The sequence below is a fragment of the Isoptericola sp. BMS4 genome, from assembly GCF_011634835.1.
Classification (GTDB): domain Bacteria; phylum Actinomycetota; class Actinomycetes; order Actinomycetales; family Cellulomonadaceae; genus Isoptericola.
Genome location: NZ_SIRP01000001.1, coordinates 3,361,545 through 3,377,848 on the forward strand (window position 1 = coordinate 3,361,545; position 16,304 = coordinate 3,377,848).

Below are 16,304 nucleotides of genomic sequence, written 5' to 3' on the forward strand. Positions count from 1 at the left end.
CACACACCGTGCCTACGGTGGGGGGCATGGCACCGACGGCACGCCCCACCCCCGCCGCGTCCCGGTCGGTGGACGCGCACCGGGACGCCGTCCGGGCCCTCGTGGCCCCGCTGCCCGCCGAGGACGTGCCGCTCGACGAGCTCGCGGCCGGCGAGCCGGGGCGGGTGCTCGCGGGCGACGTGCGCGCCGCCGCGACCGTCCCGCCGTTCGACGCCGCCGCCATGGACGGGTACGCCGTGCGCCTCGCGGACCTGCCCCCGGACGGCGGCGAGGTGACCCTGCCCGTCGTCGGCGACCGCCGCGCCGGCGACTCCCCCGGTCGTCGTGGGCGCAACGCCGACGGAGCCGTGCGGATCATGACCGGGGCGCCGGTGCCCGCGTGGGCGGACGCCGTCGTGCCGGTGGAGCGCACCTCCACCGGGCGCTTCGTCGCGGGAGGGCCAGCAACGGAGCGGGAGGTCACGCTCGCGCGGCAGCCACGCGACCACGTGCGCCGCGCCGGGGAGGACGTGCGCCCCGGCGACCCGCTGGCGGTCGCCGGCGACGTCGTGACCCCGGCGCTGGTGTCCGTGGCCGCGTCGGCCGGGCTGCCGGCCCTGCCGGTGCGGCGGCGCCCCCGGGTCGCCGTCCTGTCCACCGGCTCGGAGCTCGTCGCCGCGGGCGGCGTCGCGCACGCGGGGCGGATCCCCGACTCGAACTCGCTGCTGGTCGCGGCGGCCGTGCGCGCCGCAGGCGCCGAGGCCGTCCGCACCGGCGCGGTGCCCGACGACGCCGACGCGCTGCGCGCCGCGCTCGACGCCGCAGTCAGGGCCGGCGCCGACCTCGTCGTGACGACGGGCGGGGTGTCCGCCGGGGCGTCGGACGTCGTGCGGGCCGTGCTGGAGTCCCCGGGTCCGGACGACCCGCGCCTCACGGACGTCGATCTCGCCGCCGTCGACCTGCGCCCGGGCCGGCCGCAGGCCCTCGCCCGCTGGCGCGGCGTCCCCTGGGTGGCGCTGCCCGGCAACCCGGTGAGCGCCTTCGTGTCGTTCACGCTGTTCGTGCGCCCCGCGATCGACGCGCTCGCCGGGCGCGACACCACCTCGCGCACGGTGCGGGGCCGCGCCCTCGCCGGGTTCTCCAGCCCGCCGGGCCGCCTGCACGCCGTCCCCGTGCGCACGGCGGCGGGAGCCGACGGGCTCGTCGTCGAGCGGGCCACCTCCCGTACCGGCGGGCACCTGACCTCCGCCCTGCTGGGTGCCGACGCCCTCGCGCTCGTCCCCGCGGACGTCACGAAGGTCGAGCCCGGCGACGCGCTCGACGTCCTGCCCCTGGACGGCGTGCGATGACGGGCGCCCCGCCCGGCCGGGCCGACGACGACCGGTTCGACGCCGTCGTGCTCGCCGGCGGGCGCGCCAGCCGCCTGGGCGGGGTCCCGAAGCCGACCCTCGTCGTCGAGGGCGCGACGCTGCTCGACCACGCGCTCGCCGCCTGCGCCGGCGCCGCCCACACGGTCGTCGTCGGGCCCGAACCGACCCCCGTCTCGGCGCGGGTCGCGCCCGCCGCCGCGCCCGACGTCGTGCACGCGCGCGAGGAACCGCCCTACGGCGGCCCGGTGGCCGGGATCGACGCCGGGCTCCGGGCGCTGACGCGCGGGCGGACCGACGGGCCGCCGGCCCCCTGGGTGCTCGTCCTCGCCGTCGACGTGCCCCGGGCGGGCGCCGCCGTGCCGCTCCTGCGCACCGCCCTGGCCGGGGCGGGCGACGCGCCTGACGGCGCCCACCTCGTGCGCGACGGGCGCGACCAGTGGCTCGTCGGCGTCTACCGGCACGACGCCCTGCGCGCCGCCCTCGACGCGACCGCCGACGACGACGGCCTGCACGGCGCGTCCGTGCGGCGGCTCATGGCCCACCTGGCGTGCGTCGCCGTGCCGGACGCCGACGGCCTGAGCGTGGACGTCGACACCTGGGACGACGTCCGACGGCTTACGGTAGAGACCCACGACGGTGTGGACCGCGTGGACGAGCCGTGAGCGAGCGCGGGACCGAGCAGTCAGGAGGGACCCGATGACCGACCGGACGACCCGCGCGAGCGAGCCGGGCTCGACCGTGCTGGACCGCTGGGTCGACGCCCTGGAGGCGGAGCTCGGCCTGCCCCCGGGGACCGTCGACATCGGCGCCGTGCTGGACCTCGCCCGCGACGCCGCCCACCGGGTCGAACGGCCCGCCGCGCCCGTCACCACCTACGTCGCGGGGTACGCCGCCGGGCTGGCGGCCGCCCGCGGCGAGCCGAGCGACGCCGTCGAGCGGGCCACCGCCCGCGCCCTGTCCTGGCACGACGACGGGCCCGGCGCCTCCAGGGGGTCCTGAGCATGGGTGTCGTCTCCCTGGGCATGCCGGCGCCCCGCTCCGCCGCCCCCACGACGGGTCCCGTCGCGCTGCCGTCCGAGCGGCCCGCGGTGCCCGGGCTCGTCGACTCGTTCGGCCGGGTGGCCACCGACCTGCGCGTGTCCCTGACCGACCGCTGCAACCTGCGGTGCACGTACTGCATGCCCGCCGAAGGCCTGCCCGCCCTGGCGCGCGAGCAGGTGATGTCGCGCGAGGAGATCGCCCGGCTCGTGGGGATCGCCGTGGCCGACCTGGGGGTGCGGCAGGTGCGCTTCACCGGGGGCGAGCCGCTGCTGCGCAAGGACCTGGCCGAGATCGTGGCGGACGTCGCCGCGCTGGACCCGCGCCCGGAGATCAGCCTCACCACCAACGCCGTCGGGCTGGAGCACCGGGCCCGGACGCTGCGCGAGGCGGGCCTGGACCGGATCAACGTGTCGCTGGACACCCTGGACCCGGACACGTTCGCGACGATGGCCCGCCGACCGTTCCTGGAACGCACGCTGGCGGGGATCGACGCCGCCGCCGGGCTGTTCGACCTGGTCAAGGTCAACGCCGTGCTGGTGCGCGGCGTGAACCTCGACCACGCCGCCGACCTGCTCTCCTGGTGCCTGGAGCGGGGATTCGAGCTGCGCTTCATCGAGCAGATGCCGCTGGACGCCGACCACGCCTGGGACCGGGCCGCGATGGTGACCGCCGCCGAGGTGCGCGGGCTGCTGGGCGAGCGGTTCGCGCTCGAGCCCGACGAGGAGCCCCGCGACGGCGCCCCCGCGGAGCGGTTCGTCGTGCGCGGCGCGGGCGGCGAGCGCCTGGGCCGCGTCGGCATCATCGCGTCGGTGACGGAGCCGTTCTGCGCCGACTGCCGCCGCACCCGGCTCACCGCCGAGGGCGAGGTGCGCGACTGCCTGTTCGCGCACACCGAGACCGACCTGCTCGGCCCGCTGCGCGCGGGCGCGTCGGACCGGACCCTGGCCGACCTGTGGCGCCTGGCCATGTGGGGCAAGCGCGCCGGTCACGGCATGAACGACGCCGGGTTCACGCAGCCCGAGCGCACGATGAGCGCCATCGGAGGCTGAGGATGACGACCACGCACACCGAGACCGGCACCGTGGAGCTGCGGTACTTCGCCGCCGCGCGCGCCGCCCTGGGCCGGTCCGCCGAGACCCTGCCGCTCGACGGCGGGACCACCGTGGGCGCCCTCGTCGACCGGCTCGCCGCCGCCACGCCCTCCGCCGCGCCCGTGCTCGCCCGCTGCTCCGTGCTGCTCGACGGGCGCCGCGCCGAGGTGTCCGACCTCGTGCCCGCCGGCGCCCGCCTCGACCTCCTGCCGCCCTTCGCCGGCGGCTGATCCCCGAGTTGTCAGGGTGAGCGCGGCACATACCTCGCGCAGGGTCTGACAGTTGGATGGCCCGTGCGAGCTGTCAGGGTGAGCGCGAGGTATGCATCGCGCTCACCCTGACAGGTCTCAGAGGCCGACACGGACGTCGGCGTAACCGTCGGCCTCCAGCAGCCGCGCCGCGCCGCGCGAGCGCAGCCCGGACGGGCACACGACGACGACGGGCGCGTCGCGCGGGTGCGCGGCGAGCGCGTCCGGGTACTCCCCCGCCGCCAGGTCCTCCAGCCGCGCCCACACCGCGCCGTCCGGCCCGCCGCCCGGCGCCGGCCCGACGTCGAGCACCAGCGCACCGACGGCGTCCGACGAGGACACCTCCGCGCCGGAGACCGCGGGGCCCACCGAGGGCCGGGAGGCGGGGGGCGTGTCGAGAGGCTGGATGGGTCTGGCGGGAGGTCGCGAGGAACGAGCGGCCGGATGGACGCCTCGCGACACGTCTCCCGGCTCCCGGCCCGCCACGGCCACGGGCGCTGCCAGTTCCACCGAGTCCCAGGCCGACGTCCGCGCGTCGTAGACGAGCAGGCGGCCCAGGGCGACGTCGCCCGTGCCGGTGAGGAGCTTGACGGTCTCCGCCGCCATGGTCGACCCGACGGCGCCGCACGCGGGCCCGAGGACGCCGACGGTCTCGCACGACTCCCCCTCCGCGTCGGGCCGGGGCCCGAACACGTCCGGGTAGGTGATCGCGCGCCCGTCGGGGGCGGCGGACCACCACACGGCGACCTGCCCGTCCCAGGCCAGCACGGTGCCCCACACGACCGGCAGGCCGAGCCGTGCGGCGGCGTCGGACACGGCGTACCGGGTGGCGAAGGTGTCGGAGCCGTCGACGACGACGTCGTACCCGGCGAGCATGCCGGGGGCGGTGCGGTCGTCGAGCCGCTCGGTGTGCTCGATCACCCGCACACCGGGCTGTAGTTCCGCCAGCGTGGCGGCGGCCGACGACGTCTTGCGGTGCCCGACGTCGCCCGCGCCGTGCAGCAGCTGGCGTTGCAGGTTGGACGGCTCCACGACGTCGTCGTCCACCACGCCGAGGGTGCCGACCCCGGCCGCGGCGAGGTAGGCGAGGACGGGCGAGCCGAGACCGCCCGCGCCGACCACGAGCACACGCGCACCGGCGAGCCGAGCCTGCGCGTCGGGACCGAAGCCGTCGAGCAGCAGCTGCCGGGACACGCGTCGGCGCTCGGCCGCGGGGACAGCGCCCCGGGCCGGCACGAGCGGGTCGAGCGGCACGGCGCTAGCCCGCCTGCGCGTCCTTGTGCGCCTTGATGCGCTCCGCGGCCTGCGGCAGCACGGTCGCGAGGTCGCCCACGACGGCGAAGTCGCAGATCTCGAAGATCGGGGCCTCGGGGTCGGAGTTCACGGCGACGATGACCTGCGCCGCCTGCATGCCCCCGCGGTGGTGCGGTGCCCCGGAGATGCCGGCGCCCACGTACAGGCGCGGCGCGATCGTGACGCCGGTCTGACCGATGTAGCGATCGAACCAGCCCTCGAAGACGGCGTCGCGCGAGGCGCCGACGGCGGCGCCGAGGGCGTCGGCGAACTCGGTGACGGGGCCGAAGTCGCCGTCGGTGCCGCGGCCGCCGGCCACGACCAGGGCGGCCTCCTCCAGGGTGGGCCGGTCGGACGTGCGCTCCGTGGCGGTCCGCTCGACGACCCGCACGGCCGGAGCGTCCACGGTGACGGCGAAGCCCTCGACGTCGGTCTTCACCGCGGCCTCGGCAGGCTCGGGGACGACGGCGTTGGCGCGGAGCGTCGCGACGGCCACGTCGGTGAGCACGCGGCTGGTGGTGTCCCACGCCCCGGCGAAGACGCGCTTGGTCGCCACGATGCCGCCCTCGCCGTCCTCGGCGAGGCCGGAGGCGTCGATGACGAGGCCGGCGCCGAGGTCGCGGGCGGCCAGGGCCGTCGCCTCCTTGGTGGCGAACGTCGACGGCGCGAGGACGACGTCGGCGTCGGTGAGCCGGACAGCGGCGGCCAGCGTGGCGCCGACGACGGCGGGCAGGTGGCGGGCGTCGCCCTGCTGCTCGGGGGGCAGCTCGGCCTGGTGGACGGTCTCGACGCCGTAGGCGCCGAGCTGGGCGAGCGCCTCGACGGTGGGCGCCTCCAGCGTGACGGCCTCCACCCGGCCGAGCGACCGGCCGAGCGTGAGCAGCTCGAGGACGGAGGAGCGCACCCCTTCCGAGCTGGTCGCGGGGTCGACGAGGACGAGGACGGTGCGGTTCGTCATGATGCGGCCCCTTCTCAGACCAGCTCGTTGCGGATGAGGAAGTCGGCGAGCGCCGTGCCGCCCTCGCCCTTGTCGGTGACCAGCTCGACCTCGGGCCGCGGGGGCCGCGGGGCCGCGTCGACCGTCTCGGTGCGGGCGCCGGCCGCGCCGACGGCGGCGGCGTCCAGGCCGACGTCCGCCGCCGACCACTCCTCGATCTGCTTGGTGCGGGCGGCCATGATCAGCTTGAAGTTCGGGAACCGCGGGGTGTTCGCGGTGTCCGCGACGGACAGCACGGCGGGCAGCGGCGCGGCGAGGGTCTCGGTGGCCTCGTCCGTGACGCGGGTGATCGTCAGGGTGCCGCCGGCGACCCCCACCTGCTTCGCGAACGTCAGCGCCGGGCGGCCGAGCTCGGCGGCCAGCAGCGCGGGCACGACCGAGCCGAGGCCGTCCAAGGCCGCCATGCCGGTGACGACGAGGTCCACCGGCGCCTCGGACTCCAGCCGGCGCACGGCCGCCGCGAGGGCCGCCGTCGTGCCGAAGTAGTCCGAGCCGGCGAGCGCGTCGTCGGACACGCGCACGCCGCGGTCCACGCCCATCTGGTACGCCTTGCGCAGCGCGACGTCGCCCTCGGGCGGCGCGACCGTGACGGCGACGGTCTCGCTCGCCTCGCGCTCCGTCTCGTCGAGGCCCTCCACGATCCGCAGCGCGGCCTCGATCGCGTTCTCGTCGAGCTCGTTGAGGGTGCCCTCCGCCGGGTCGCGCACCACCCGACAGTCCGCGAACTTCCGCTCCGCGTTGATGTCCGGCACGTACTTCACGGCGACGACGATGCGCACGGGCGCGACCTCCAGCTCACGACGAGGGACCGGCCGCACACACCGCGGCCGACGCTGCCGAGCCTACCCGCGCCGGCGGGCGCCGTGTCCGGGCGTCCTCGCCGTGAGAACGACCGGTCAGACGCCGTGACCGCCCTGCCACGGGGCTCGGGCGCGGCCCTCGGTCGGAACGGTGTGGCGGCGGAGCCGGAGCGTGAGCGCCCCGGCCACGACGATCCCCACCAGGTTGACGCCGAGCTGCAGCAGCGACCGGCCGCACGACGCCCAGTCGCCCTCGACCGCGGCCACCGCGGCGTAGCCCGCGGCGGGCACGGTCGTCACGGAGATGAAGACGCCGATGAGGGCGCTGGACTTCGCCGACGTGAGGGCGAGCATGCCCGCAGCCCCGGCCAGCAGCGCGACGATCACCGAGAACGGCCCCACCTGGGCGATGAAGGCCACCTGGTCGAGGCTGCCGAGCGGATCCTCGGGGCCGAGGCCGGCCCGGCGCGCCAGCGCCACCAGCACCACGGTGACGGCGATCGCCAGCGGGTACCCGGCGCCCAGCGCGAGCACGGCCCGCCGCGCCAGTGCCCGGCGTCGTCCCACGACCGCCACGGCGAGCGCGGCCAGGGGGCCGAAGTCCGGCCCCACGACCATCGCGCCGACGATCGTCACCGCCGAGTCCGTCATGACGCCCACCGCGGCCAGGAGGCACGCGATGACGAGGAACGCGAGGTAGACGCCGTTGAGCCGGCTCTCGTCCCCGGTCGTGGCGACGAGCTCGTCCCAGATGACGGCGTCCGCGCTCGCGCCCCGCGTCTCGCGCTCTGCGGCGTCCGCCGTCCGGGAGATCAGCAGCTCCACCGGCAGCAGCGCGATCTCCCCGGCCCGGTCGACGCCCCGCTCCTTGAGCCGCTGCACGACGTCCTCGGCGACCTCGCGGGCGACGAACGCCTCGATCACGTCACCCGGGGGCTGCCGGCTCGTGCCCGCCGCGACCGAGACGTGCGCGACGCCGGGCTCCCCGTCGAGCATCGCCACGACGGCGTCGCTGTCGGCCGCGGCGCACACGACCCGCAGCCGCATCACCGGGACTCTCCCCCGCCGCGCACCGCGCGGCTAGAAGTCGTTGCCGCCATCGCCGGACCCCGGCCGCTCCGGGTGGAACCGCTTGAGGTGCACGCGCCGCCGGAAGCGGATCGCGGGACGGACCAGCATCTGCACGCTCCCGACGAGGAACAGCCACGTGCCCGCGGTCGACAGCGAGGCGAAGAAGAAGAACACGCTCCCGATCACGAACCACGTGCCGATCAGCAGGTCGTTGACGATGCTCACGACCTCGTACCGTTGCCGCACCACCAGCTCTTCGCGGCCGATGTGCAGGACCGTGGTGTTGTCCGGCTCGTGCTCCATCTCCATCGCTGCGGCTCCCTCCGGGGTCGGGTCCTCCGCCGCCAACGTACCCGCGCCGTCCCTCACCAGCCCGGCACGGTGTCGCTACAACGCGTCCGCCAACCAGAACCCCACGAAGATCAGACCGAGGCACGCGAGCCGGACCGGGCCGGGCGAGTAGAGCACCTCCGCGAAACGGACGTGGCCCGACTCGGGATCACGCCGCCTCCTCAGGTCGGCGATGAGGAGGACCATCCAGACCACCGCACCCACTGCCACCATCCACCAGCCCAGCGCGATCAGCCCAGGGTGCCGTCCGTCCACGTGTCGTGCCTCTCGCCGTTCGACGAGCCCTTGACTCCCGCACGAAGGTTCGCGCGTGTCCGGCCGCCGCCGGACCCGTCATCCGACGACCGGTTCGATGAGGATCATCCCCGCCCCGATCACCACGAGTCCCGCACCGACGACGAGCGTTCTGCGTCGCATGTCGAGTCCGAGCGGGGCTTCCTTCACCAGACGCGCCATGAACGACGGTAAGAGACGCTCGGTCTGACGTCCCATGAGCGCGGCAAGGCCCCGACTCCAGATGAGACCCACGAGGCCCACGCCGATGAAGACCACTCCGAACGCGACCCCGAGCGGCATCATCGTCACACCCTTCACCGATCGTCGTGGCCCCGACCGTCTCCCGACATTACTGGCAGGTCAAGAGATCCACCACGAACGATGCCGAACCCATCCGCCCCGTGCCGTCGAGGATCGGCGCACGGGTAGTCGTCCGTGTCACCGTGGGTCACGATGGGCCCATGGAGGCCCGCCCCAAGGTCACGCCGCTGACGCGCCCGACGGCGCGTCGCAGCCACGTGCCGCCGCTGGGGGTGCACGTCACCCCGGACGGCGGGATCGACGTCGCGGTGGCGGCCGCGCACGCCACCGCCGTCGAGCTGTGCCTGGTCGACGTCGTCGACGAGGCCCTCGACACCCGCGACCCGGCCCGGTACGCGGAGCGCCGGGTCGCGCTGGACGGGCCGACGTACGGCGTCTGGCACGCCCACGTCCCGGACGTGCGCCCGGGCCAGCGATACGGCTTCCGGGCCCACGGGCCGTGGGACCCCGAGGCGGGGCACCGGCACAACCCCGCCAAGCTGCTCGTGGACCCGTACGCCCGCGGGCTGGTGGGCGAGCTGACCTACGGGCCGGAGACCCTGGGCGCGGTCGGCGCCCTGAACGGCGACGACCCCGGCGGTGACGACCCCGGCGACGCCCCGGCGCCCGACGGCCGCTGGTGGGTCGCCGAGCAGTACGGCGAGCCCGACGACCGCGACTCGCTCGCGTTCGTGCCGCACGCCGTCGTCGTCCCCTCGCAGCCCGGCCCGCCGCCGCTGAGCCGGCCGCGCGTGCCCTGGGCCGACACGGTGATCTACGAGGCACACGTGCAGGGCCTCTCCATGCGCCACCCCGACGTGCCCGCCGAGCTGCGCGGCACGTACGCCGGCGTGGCCCACCCCGCGACGGTCGAGCACCTGCTCTCCCTCGGCGTCACGACGCTGGAGCTGCTGCCGGTCCACGCGTCGGCGAGCGAGCCGCGCCTGGTGGCCCACGGGCTCACGAACTACTGGGGCTACCAGACGCTCGGCTTCTTCGCCCCGCACGCCGCGTACGCCACACGCGCGGCGCGGGACGCCGGGCCGGCCGCCGTCCTGGACGAGGTGCGCGGCATGGTGCACCTGCTGCACGAGGCCGGGATCGAGGTGCTGCTGGACGTCGTCTACAACCACACGTGCGAGGGCGGCGCCTCCGACCTGCACGTGTCCTGGCGCGGCCTGGACAACGCGGGCTACTACCTGCACGACGGCGCGTCCCCCGCCGCCCTGGCCGACGTGACCGGTACCGGGAACTCCCTGGACTTCCGCCGCCCCCGCGTGGTGCAGCTGGCGCTGGACTCGCTGCGGTACTGGGCCGAGGTGGTGGGTGTCGACGGGTTCCGCTTCGACCTCGCCACCACGCTGGGGCGCGCCGAGCACGGGTTCACCCCCGACCACCCGTTCCTCGTGGCGCTGCAGACGGACCCGGTGCTCTCCGGGCTCAAGCTGGTGGCCGAGCCGTGGGACGTCGGCCCGGGCGGCTGGCAGACGGGCAACTTCCCGCCGCCGACCGCGGAGTGGAACGACCGCTTCCGGGACTCGGTCCGCGGCTTCTGGCTGGACGCGCCGCGCCAGGGGTCGCACGGCCACGAGATGCGCGGCCTGCGGGAGCTCACCACCCGCCTCGCGGGGTCGGCCGACCTGTTCGGCCACTCCGACCCGCCGCTGATGCGCGGGCCGGTGGCGTCGGTCAACTACGTGACGGCGCACGACGGGTTCACCCTCGCGGACCTCGTCGCCTTCGACCACAAGCACAACGAGGCGAACGGCGAGGGCAACCGCGACGGCTCGGACCACAACCTGTCCTGGAACCACGGCGTGGAGGGCCACGCCCCCGACGGTGGCGCCGGCGGCGCCGACCCGACCACCGAGCCGTGGTCCGCCGTCGTGCCGCTGCGCCGCCGCTCCCAGCGCAACCTGCTCGCCACCCTGCTGCTCGCCGCGGGGACCCCCATGCTGACCGCGGGCGACGAGCTGGGCCGCACGCAGGGCGGCAACAACAACGCGTACGCGCAGGCGGGCCCGCTGTCGTGGATCGACTGGGACCTCGACGAGCCCGCGCAGGACCTGCTCGCCACCACCCGGTTCCTGCTCGCGCTGCGCGCCGAGCACCCTGCACTGCGCGCCGACTCCTTCTTCCTCGGCACGCCGCGTCCCGGCGAGGACCTTCCCGACCTGCTGTGGTTCGCCGCCGACGGCACCCCGATGGACCGCGACGCGTGGGCGACCACCGGGCGGCGGGTGGTGCAGATGCTGCGGCCCGGGCCCGAGGACGGCGACACACACGTGCTGCTGGTGCTCAACGGCGGGCTCGACGACGCCGGCGTCACCCTGCCCGACCCGCTCCCGGGGACGACGTGGGAGCGCGTGTGGAGCTCGACGTGGGACCACCCCGACCGGCCCGACGACGGCGACGACGACGACGGCCCGACGCTCGAGTCCCTGAGCGTCGAGGTCTTCCTGGGCCGGTAGTGCCGCCGCTCGCCCCGGGCGCGCGTCTGCCAGACTGCCCGCATGGACGCTGACGTCGTCGTCATCGGAGCGGGGCTGTCCGGGCTGGTCACCGCCACGGAGCTCACCGCCGCCGGCAAGCGAGTCGTGGTGCTGGACCAGGAGCCGCACGCCTCCCTCGGCGGCCAGGCGTGGTGGTCGTTCGGCGGGCTGTTCCTCGTCGGGTCTCCCGAGCAGCGCGCGATGGGCGTGCACGACTCCGCCGAGCTCGCCTGGGCGGACTGGCTCGGCTCCGCGCAGTTCGAGGCGGGCGCCGAGCGCGGCGAGGGGCCGGACCGGCACGGCTACGCCTGGGCCAGGCACTTCGTGGAGTTCGCCGCCGGCGACCTGCGCTCCTGGCTGCACGGTAAGGGCGTGCGGTGGTTCCCACTGGTGCAGTGGGCCGAGCGCGGCGGCTACCCCGTCGGCGCGGGCGGGATCGAGCACGGCAACTCCGTCCCCCGCTTCCACGTCACCTGGGGCACCGGCCCCGCGATCCTCGCGCCCTTCGTCGCCGCCGCGCACGCCGCCCAGGCGGCGGGCCGTCTCGACGTGCGGTTCCGCCGCCGCGTCGTCGGGCTGACGACGACGGACGGCGCCGTCACCGGCGTGCGTGCCGAGGTGCTGGCCGCGCAGGACCTCGCCGGGCGCCCGTTCGGCGGCCGCGGCACGCCGTCGAACCGCGACGTCGCGCGCGTCGAGGAGATCGTCGCGGGCGCCGTCGTCGTCGCGACCGGCGGCATCGGCGCGAACCACGACCTGGCGCGGGCCCACTGGGACCCCGGCGCGGGAACGCTCCCCGAGCGCATGCTCTCCGGCGTGCCGGACTCCACCGACGGCCTCATGCTCGGCCACGCCGCCGACGCCGGGGCCGCCCTCGTGCACTCCGGCCGCATGTGGCACTACCCGGAGGGGATCGCGGCGCACTCCCCCGTCTGGACGAACCACGGGATCCGCATCCTGCCGGGCCCGTCGTCGTTGTGGCTCGACGCCGACGGCCACCGCCTGCCCGCCCCGCTGTTCCCCGGCTTCGACGCGCTCGGTGCCCTGCGGCACGTCACGAGCCGTGGGGACGACCATTCCTGGTTCGTGCTCAACAAGGCGATCATGGAGTCCGAGTTCGCGCTGTCCGGCTCGGAGCAGAACCCGGACCTCACCGGCCGGGACGTGAAGCTCCTGGCGCAGCGGGTGCTGCCGGGCGCCGTCGGCCCGGTGGCGCGGTTCGCCGCCGAGTCCCCCGAGTTCCTGTGGGCGGACTCCCCCGCCGAGCTGGCCGCCGCGATGAACGCGCTGACCGACGCGACGCCCGGCTCACGCGGGCACGTCGACGCCGGCGAGCTCGCCGCGCTGATCGCCGCCCGCGACGCCCAGGTCTCCTCCGGCCTGGGCAAGGACCCGCAGGTCGTCGCCACCCGGGCCGCCCGCGACTACCGCGTCGACAAGCTGATCCGGGTCGCGAAGCCGCGGCCCCTGACGACGCCGAAGGACGGGCCGCTGCTGGCCGTGCGGCTGTCCGTGCTGTCCCGCAAGACCCTCGGCGGGTTGTGGTGCGACCCGTCCGGGCGGGTGCTGCGCCCCGACGGCGACGTCCTGGAGGGTCTGTGGGCCGTCGGCGAGGCGGCCGGGTTCGGTGGCGGCGGCGTGCACGGCCACCGCGCCCTGGAGGGCACGTTCCTCGGCGGGTGCCTGCACACCGGTCGCGTCACCGGTCGCGCCCTGGCCGCCGCCTGACACGCCACCGAGGTCGAACCCAGGGCTCGAGATCGATGTTCCGGACCTCGATCTCGAACCCTCGCCTCGATCTCGGCGAGCAACCATCCACAGATTCCGGCCGCGGCCCGACGAACGGAGCCCTCCGCGGGCACCATCGGGCCATGACGACACAGCCTTCCTCGGTCCGCCCGGGACGACGGCGTCCCGGCGCACCGGTCCCGACCAGGCCCCGGCTGCCCGACGCCGTTCTGTCCGCACCCGAGCGACGGAGCTGGATCCGAGAGCAGGTCCGCAACCGCGGTCTCGTCCGGCTCCGCCGGGGCGTCTACGTCCGTACGGTCGACCCGGCCCTGTCCCCGGGCCGACGGCGTCGCGAGGAGCTCCTGTCCCACATGAGGGCCGTCGCCGAGCGTCTCACCACACCGTTCTGGTTCAGCCACACGAGCGCCGCCGTCGCCTGGGGCTGCTGGACGTGGCAGCCGGGACCTCAGGTGCACGTCACGCAGCTCACCCGTCCTGCCCCGGGCCTGCCCGGTGACGTGCTTCGCCGGCACGTCGTTCCGGTCCCCGACGCCGACCGCGCGGTGGTCGACGGTTTACCGGTCACGTCGCTCGGCCGCACCGTGCTGGACTGTGCGCGGACGCTGCCGGAACCGTCCGCCGTGGTGGTCGCCGACTCGGCGCTGGCGCTCGGCCTCACCTCCGCGGAGCTCGACGACCGTCTCGCGGGCGCGGGCGGGGCGCGAGGGGTCCGCCGTGCCCGGCGTGTCCTCGCCGCTGCCGACGGCGCGTCGGAGTCTCCGCTGGAGTCCCTGGTCCGCTGGCATCTGGTGGACGCCGGGCTTCCGCGTCCGGTGCACGCGATCGACGTCCCGACCTGGGCCGGCACGTTCTGGGTCGACCTGGGGTGGCCCCGGCTCCGGGTCGGCATCGAGGCTGACGGCGCCGTCAAGTACGACGAGGACGGGCGCGCCGCCCTGCTCCGTGAGAAGCGCCGGCACGACGCCCTCGTCGAGTCCGGATGGACGATCCTGCGGGTGACGTTCGACGACCTGCGGGACGTGGCCCGTCTGGTGGCCCGGGTCGACCATGCGATGAGCGCCGCGAGGTCGAGGTGAGGGCTCGAGATCGAGGCCCCGCACATCGACCTCGAGCCCTCGGTTCGACCTCGGCAGGCGTCAGGAAGGGTGCCTGGCTAGCGTGGAGCCGTGACGTCTCCGCAGCCCACACCGCACGCGCCGATCGGCCGGATCCCGGTCCTCGAGGTCTCCCCGGTCGTCGAGGGCGGGCGCTGGCCGGCGAAGGCCGCTGCCGGCGAGGTCGTGCCGGTCGAGGCGACGGTGTTCCGCGAGGGGCACGACGCCGTCGGCGCGACCGCGGTGCTCGTCGCGCCGGACGGCACGGACCACGCCACGGCCCCGATGGCGGACGTCGCGCCCGGGCTGGACCGGTTCCGCGGGTTCCTGCAGCCGGACGCCGTCGGCGAGTGGGCCTTCCGCGTCGAGGCGTGGTCGGACCCGTACGGCACGTGGGCGCACGACGCGGTGATCAAGTTCGAGGCGGGCCAGGACGTCGACCTCGTCCTGGCCGAGGGTGAGCGGCTCTTCGCGCGCGTCATGGCGCCGGAGCTGCAGGCGCGCCGGACCGCGGAGGACGCCCGGCTGCTGGCCGACGCCGCGACCGAGCTCGCGGACCCGAGCCGCCCCCCGGAGGCCAGGCTGGCGATGGCGACGACGGCCGCGGTGAAGGACGCGCTGCGCCGTGTCCCGCTGCGCGACCTGGTCACCACGAGCGCCACGTACCCGTTGCGGGTGAGCCGTCCGCTCGCCCTGGCAGGCGCCTGGTACGAGATGTTCCCGCGGTCCGAGGGCGCGGTGCGCCGCAGGGACGGCACCTGGCGGTCGGGCACGTTCGCGACGGCGGCGCGCCGGCTGCCGGCGATCGCGGGGATGGGGTTCGACGTCGTCTACCTCACGCCGGTGCACCCGATCGGGACGTCGTTCCGCAAGGGGCGCAACAACACGCTCGACCCGCAGCCGGGCGACCCGGGCAGCCCGTACGCGATCGGCTCGTCCGACGGCGGCCACGACGCCATCCACCCGGACCTGGGCACGGAGGCCGACTTCCGCGCGTTCGTCGCCGCGGCCCGCGAGAACGGCCTGGAGGTGGCGCTCGACCTGGCGCTGCAGTGCTCGCCGGACCACCCGTGGGTGACCGCGCACCCGGAGTGGTTCACGATCCGCGCGGACGGCACGATCGCCTACGCCGAGAACCCGCCGAAGAAGTACCAGGACATCTACCCGCTGAGCTTCGACACGGACCCCGAGGGACTGAGCACCCAGATCCTGCGGATCGTGCGGCTGTGGATCGACCGTGGGGTGACCGCGTTCCGGGTGGACAACCCGCACACGAAGCCTCTCGACTTCTGGGAGTGGCTGCTGGCGCGGGTGCACGCGGAGCGGCCCGACGTGATCTTCCTGTCGGAGGCGTTCACCCGGCCGGCGATGATGGCCACGCTGGCCCGCATCGGCTTCCACCAGTCGTACACGTACTTCACGTGGCGCAACACGAAGACCGAGCTCGAGGACTACCTGCGGCAGGTCTCGGGACCCGAGGGGTCGGTGCTGCGCCCGTCGTTCTGGCCGACGACGCACGACATCCTGCCGCCGTACCTGCAGCACGGCGGGGTCGCAGGCTTCGCGGTGCGTGCGGTGCTCGCCGCGACGGGCAGCCCCACGTGGGGGATCTACTCCGGCTACGAGCTGGTGGAGAACGTGCCCCGGCCGGGCGTCGAGGAGCAGATCGACAACGAGAAGTACGAGCTCAGGCCGCGCGACTGGTCGCAGGCGGAGGTCGTCGGCATCTCGACGCTGCTGCGCCGGCTCAACGAGGTCCGCCGCGCGCACCCGGCGCTGCGGCAGCTGCGCGACCTCACGGTCCACCCGACGACGAACGACCAGGTGCTGGCGTTCTCCCGGCGGGTGCGCTCCGAGCACCTGGCGGGTACCGGACACCCCGGCACGCAGGACGACGTGGTGCTGGTGGTGGTCAACCTCGACCCGTGGGCGACGCAGGAGGCCACGGTGCTCCTCGACCTGGAGGCGCTGGGCCTGTCCCGCCCCGAGGACGTCGAGGACCAGCCGTTCTTCGTCGTGCACGACGAGCTGTCGGGTGCCGCGTACCCGTGGGGCGCGCACCCGTACGTCCGCCTGGACCCGCAGGTCCAGGTGGCGCACCTGCTGCGGGTGGGCCTGGCGTGACCTCGGCGGCGCCGGTCCCGCCGCA

The 16,304-nt window shown here is 75.6% G+C and carries 16 protein-coding genes; 9 read left to right on the plus strand and 7 right to left on the minus strand.

Annotated elements, in window-relative coordinates; translation table 11 throughout:
• The first annotated feature begins 26 nt into the window (after window positions 1-26).
• From glp to EYB28_RS15210, 5 genes are read left to right on the plus strand one after another with little or no spacing between them, the layout of a single operon-like run.
• On the plus strand, window positions 27-1,328 hold the full coding sequence (glp, locus tag EYB28_RS15195) for a gephyrin-like molybdotransferase Glp (protein ID WP_166849531.1): 1,302 nt from the start codon (window positions 27-29) through the stop codon (window positions 1,326-1,328).
• Complete coding sequence (locus EYB28_RS15200) at window positions 1,325-2,011, plus strand: molybdenum cofactor guanylyltransferase (protein WP_205710936.1); 687 nt, start codon at window positions 1,325-1,327, stop codon at window positions 2,009-2,011. Before glp ends, EYB28_RS15200 begins: the two co-directional genes overlap by 4 nt.
• A gap of 34 nt (window positions 2,012-2,045) precedes the next feature.
• A complete protein-coding gene (locus EYB28_RS20150) occupies window positions 2,046-2,348 on the plus strand; it encodes a DUF6457 domain-containing protein (protein ID WP_205710937.1) in 303 nt (100 codons plus the stop codon).
• A gap of 2 nt (window positions 2,349-2,350) precedes the next feature.
• On the plus strand, window positions 2,351-3,439 hold the full coding sequence (gene moaA / locus EYB28_RS15205; protein WP_370459488.1) for a GTP 3',8-cyclase MoaA: 1,089 nt from the start codon (window positions 2,351-2,353) through the stop codon (window positions 3,437-3,439).
• A 2-nt stretch (window positions 3,440-3,441) separates the two neighbouring features.
• Window positions 3,442-3,711 carry a MoaD/ThiS family protein gene (locus EYB28_RS15210; RefSeq protein ID WP_166849534.1) on the plus strand — a complete coding sequence of 90 codons (270 nt, stop codon included), beginning with the start codon at window positions 3,442-3,444 and terminating at the stop codon, window positions 3,709-3,711.
• 117 nt (window positions 3,712-3,828) lie between these two features.
• On the opposite strand, the gene EYB28_RS15215 is transcribed toward EYB28_RS15210, so the two are convergent.
• The 7 genes from EYB28_RS15215 to EYB28_RS15245 all read right to left on the minus strand — a co-directional run bounded on the left by EYB28_RS15215 (window position 3,829) and on the right by EYB28_RS15245 (window position 8,820).
• Window positions 3,829-4,983, minus strand: a complete 1,155-nt coding sequence (locus tag EYB28_RS15215; RefSeq protein WP_166849536.1) for a HesA/MoeB/ThiF family protein — start codon at window positions 4,981-4,983, stop codon at window positions 3,829-3,831.
• Window positions 4,984-4,987: 4 nt separating this feature from the next.
• Window positions 4,988-5,980: an electron transfer flavoprotein subunit alpha/FixB family protein gene (locus EYB28_RS15220; RefSeq protein ID WP_166849539.1), complete on the minus strand. Its 993-nt coding sequence runs from the start codon at window positions 5,978-5,980 to the stop codon at window positions 4,988-4,990.
• Between the two features lie 14 nt (window positions 5,981-5,994).
• Window positions 5,995-6,798 carry an electron transfer flavoprotein subunit beta/FixA family protein gene (locus EYB28_RS15225; protein WP_166849542.1) on the minus strand — a complete coding sequence of 268 codons (804 nt, stop codon included), beginning with the start codon at window positions 6,796-6,798 and terminating at the stop codon, window positions 5,995-5,997.
• Between the two features lie 117 nt (window positions 6,799-6,915).
• Window positions 6,916-7,866, minus strand: a complete 951-nt coding sequence (locus tag EYB28_RS15230) for a DUF389 domain-containing protein (RefSeq protein WP_166849545.1) — start codon at window positions 7,864-7,866, stop codon at window positions 6,916-6,918.
• 33 nt (window positions 7,867-7,899) lie between these two features.
• Entirely contained in the window at window positions 7,900-8,199 is a 300-nt protein-coding gene (locus EYB28_RS15235; protein ID WP_240930582.1) for a YrhK family protein, read from the minus strand.
• A gap of 78 nt (window positions 8,200-8,277) precedes the next feature.
• Window positions 8,278-8,496, minus strand: a complete 219-nt coding sequence (locus tag EYB28_RS15240; protein WP_166849548.1) for a hypothetical protein — start codon at window positions 8,494-8,496, stop codon at window positions 8,278-8,280.
• Between the two features lie 78 nt (window positions 8,497-8,574).
• Window positions 8,575-8,820, minus strand: a complete 246-nt coding sequence (locus tag EYB28_RS15245) for a hypothetical protein (protein WP_166849551.1) — start codon at window positions 8,818-8,820, stop codon at window positions 8,575-8,577.
• Window positions 8,821-8,978: 158 nt separating this feature from the next.
• Between EYB28_RS15245 and glgX the strand changes: the two genes are divergently transcribed.
• The 4 genes from glgX to EYB28_RS15265 all read left to right on the plus strand — a co-directional run bounded on the left by glgX (window position 8,979) and on the right by EYB28_RS15265 (window position 16,279).
• Window positions 8,979-11,288, plus strand: a complete 2,310-nt coding sequence (glgX, locus tag EYB28_RS15250; protein WP_166849554.1) for a glycogen debranching protein GlgX — start codon at window positions 8,979-8,981, stop codon at window positions 11,286-11,288.
• Window positions 11,289-11,330: 42 nt separating this feature from the next.
• On the plus strand, window positions 11,331-13,037 hold the full coding sequence (locus EYB28_RS15255) for an FAD-binding dehydrogenase (RefSeq protein WP_166849557.1): 1,707 nt from the start codon (window positions 11,331-11,333) through the stop codon (window positions 13,035-13,037).
• 374 nt (window positions 13,038-13,411) lie between these two features.
• Complete coding sequence (locus tag EYB28_RS15260) at window positions 13,412-14,137, plus strand: hypothetical protein (protein WP_166849559.1); 726 nt, start codon at window positions 13,412-13,414, stop codon at window positions 14,135-14,137.
• 90 nt (window positions 14,138-14,227) lie between these two features.
• Window positions 14,228-16,279: an alpha-1,4-glucan--maltose-1-phosphate maltosyltransferase gene (locus EYB28_RS15265; RefSeq protein WP_166849561.1), complete on the plus strand. Its 2,052-nt coding sequence runs from the start codon at window positions 14,228-14,230 to the stop codon at window positions 16,277-16,279.
• Window positions 16,280-16,304 lie beyond the last annotated feature (25 nt).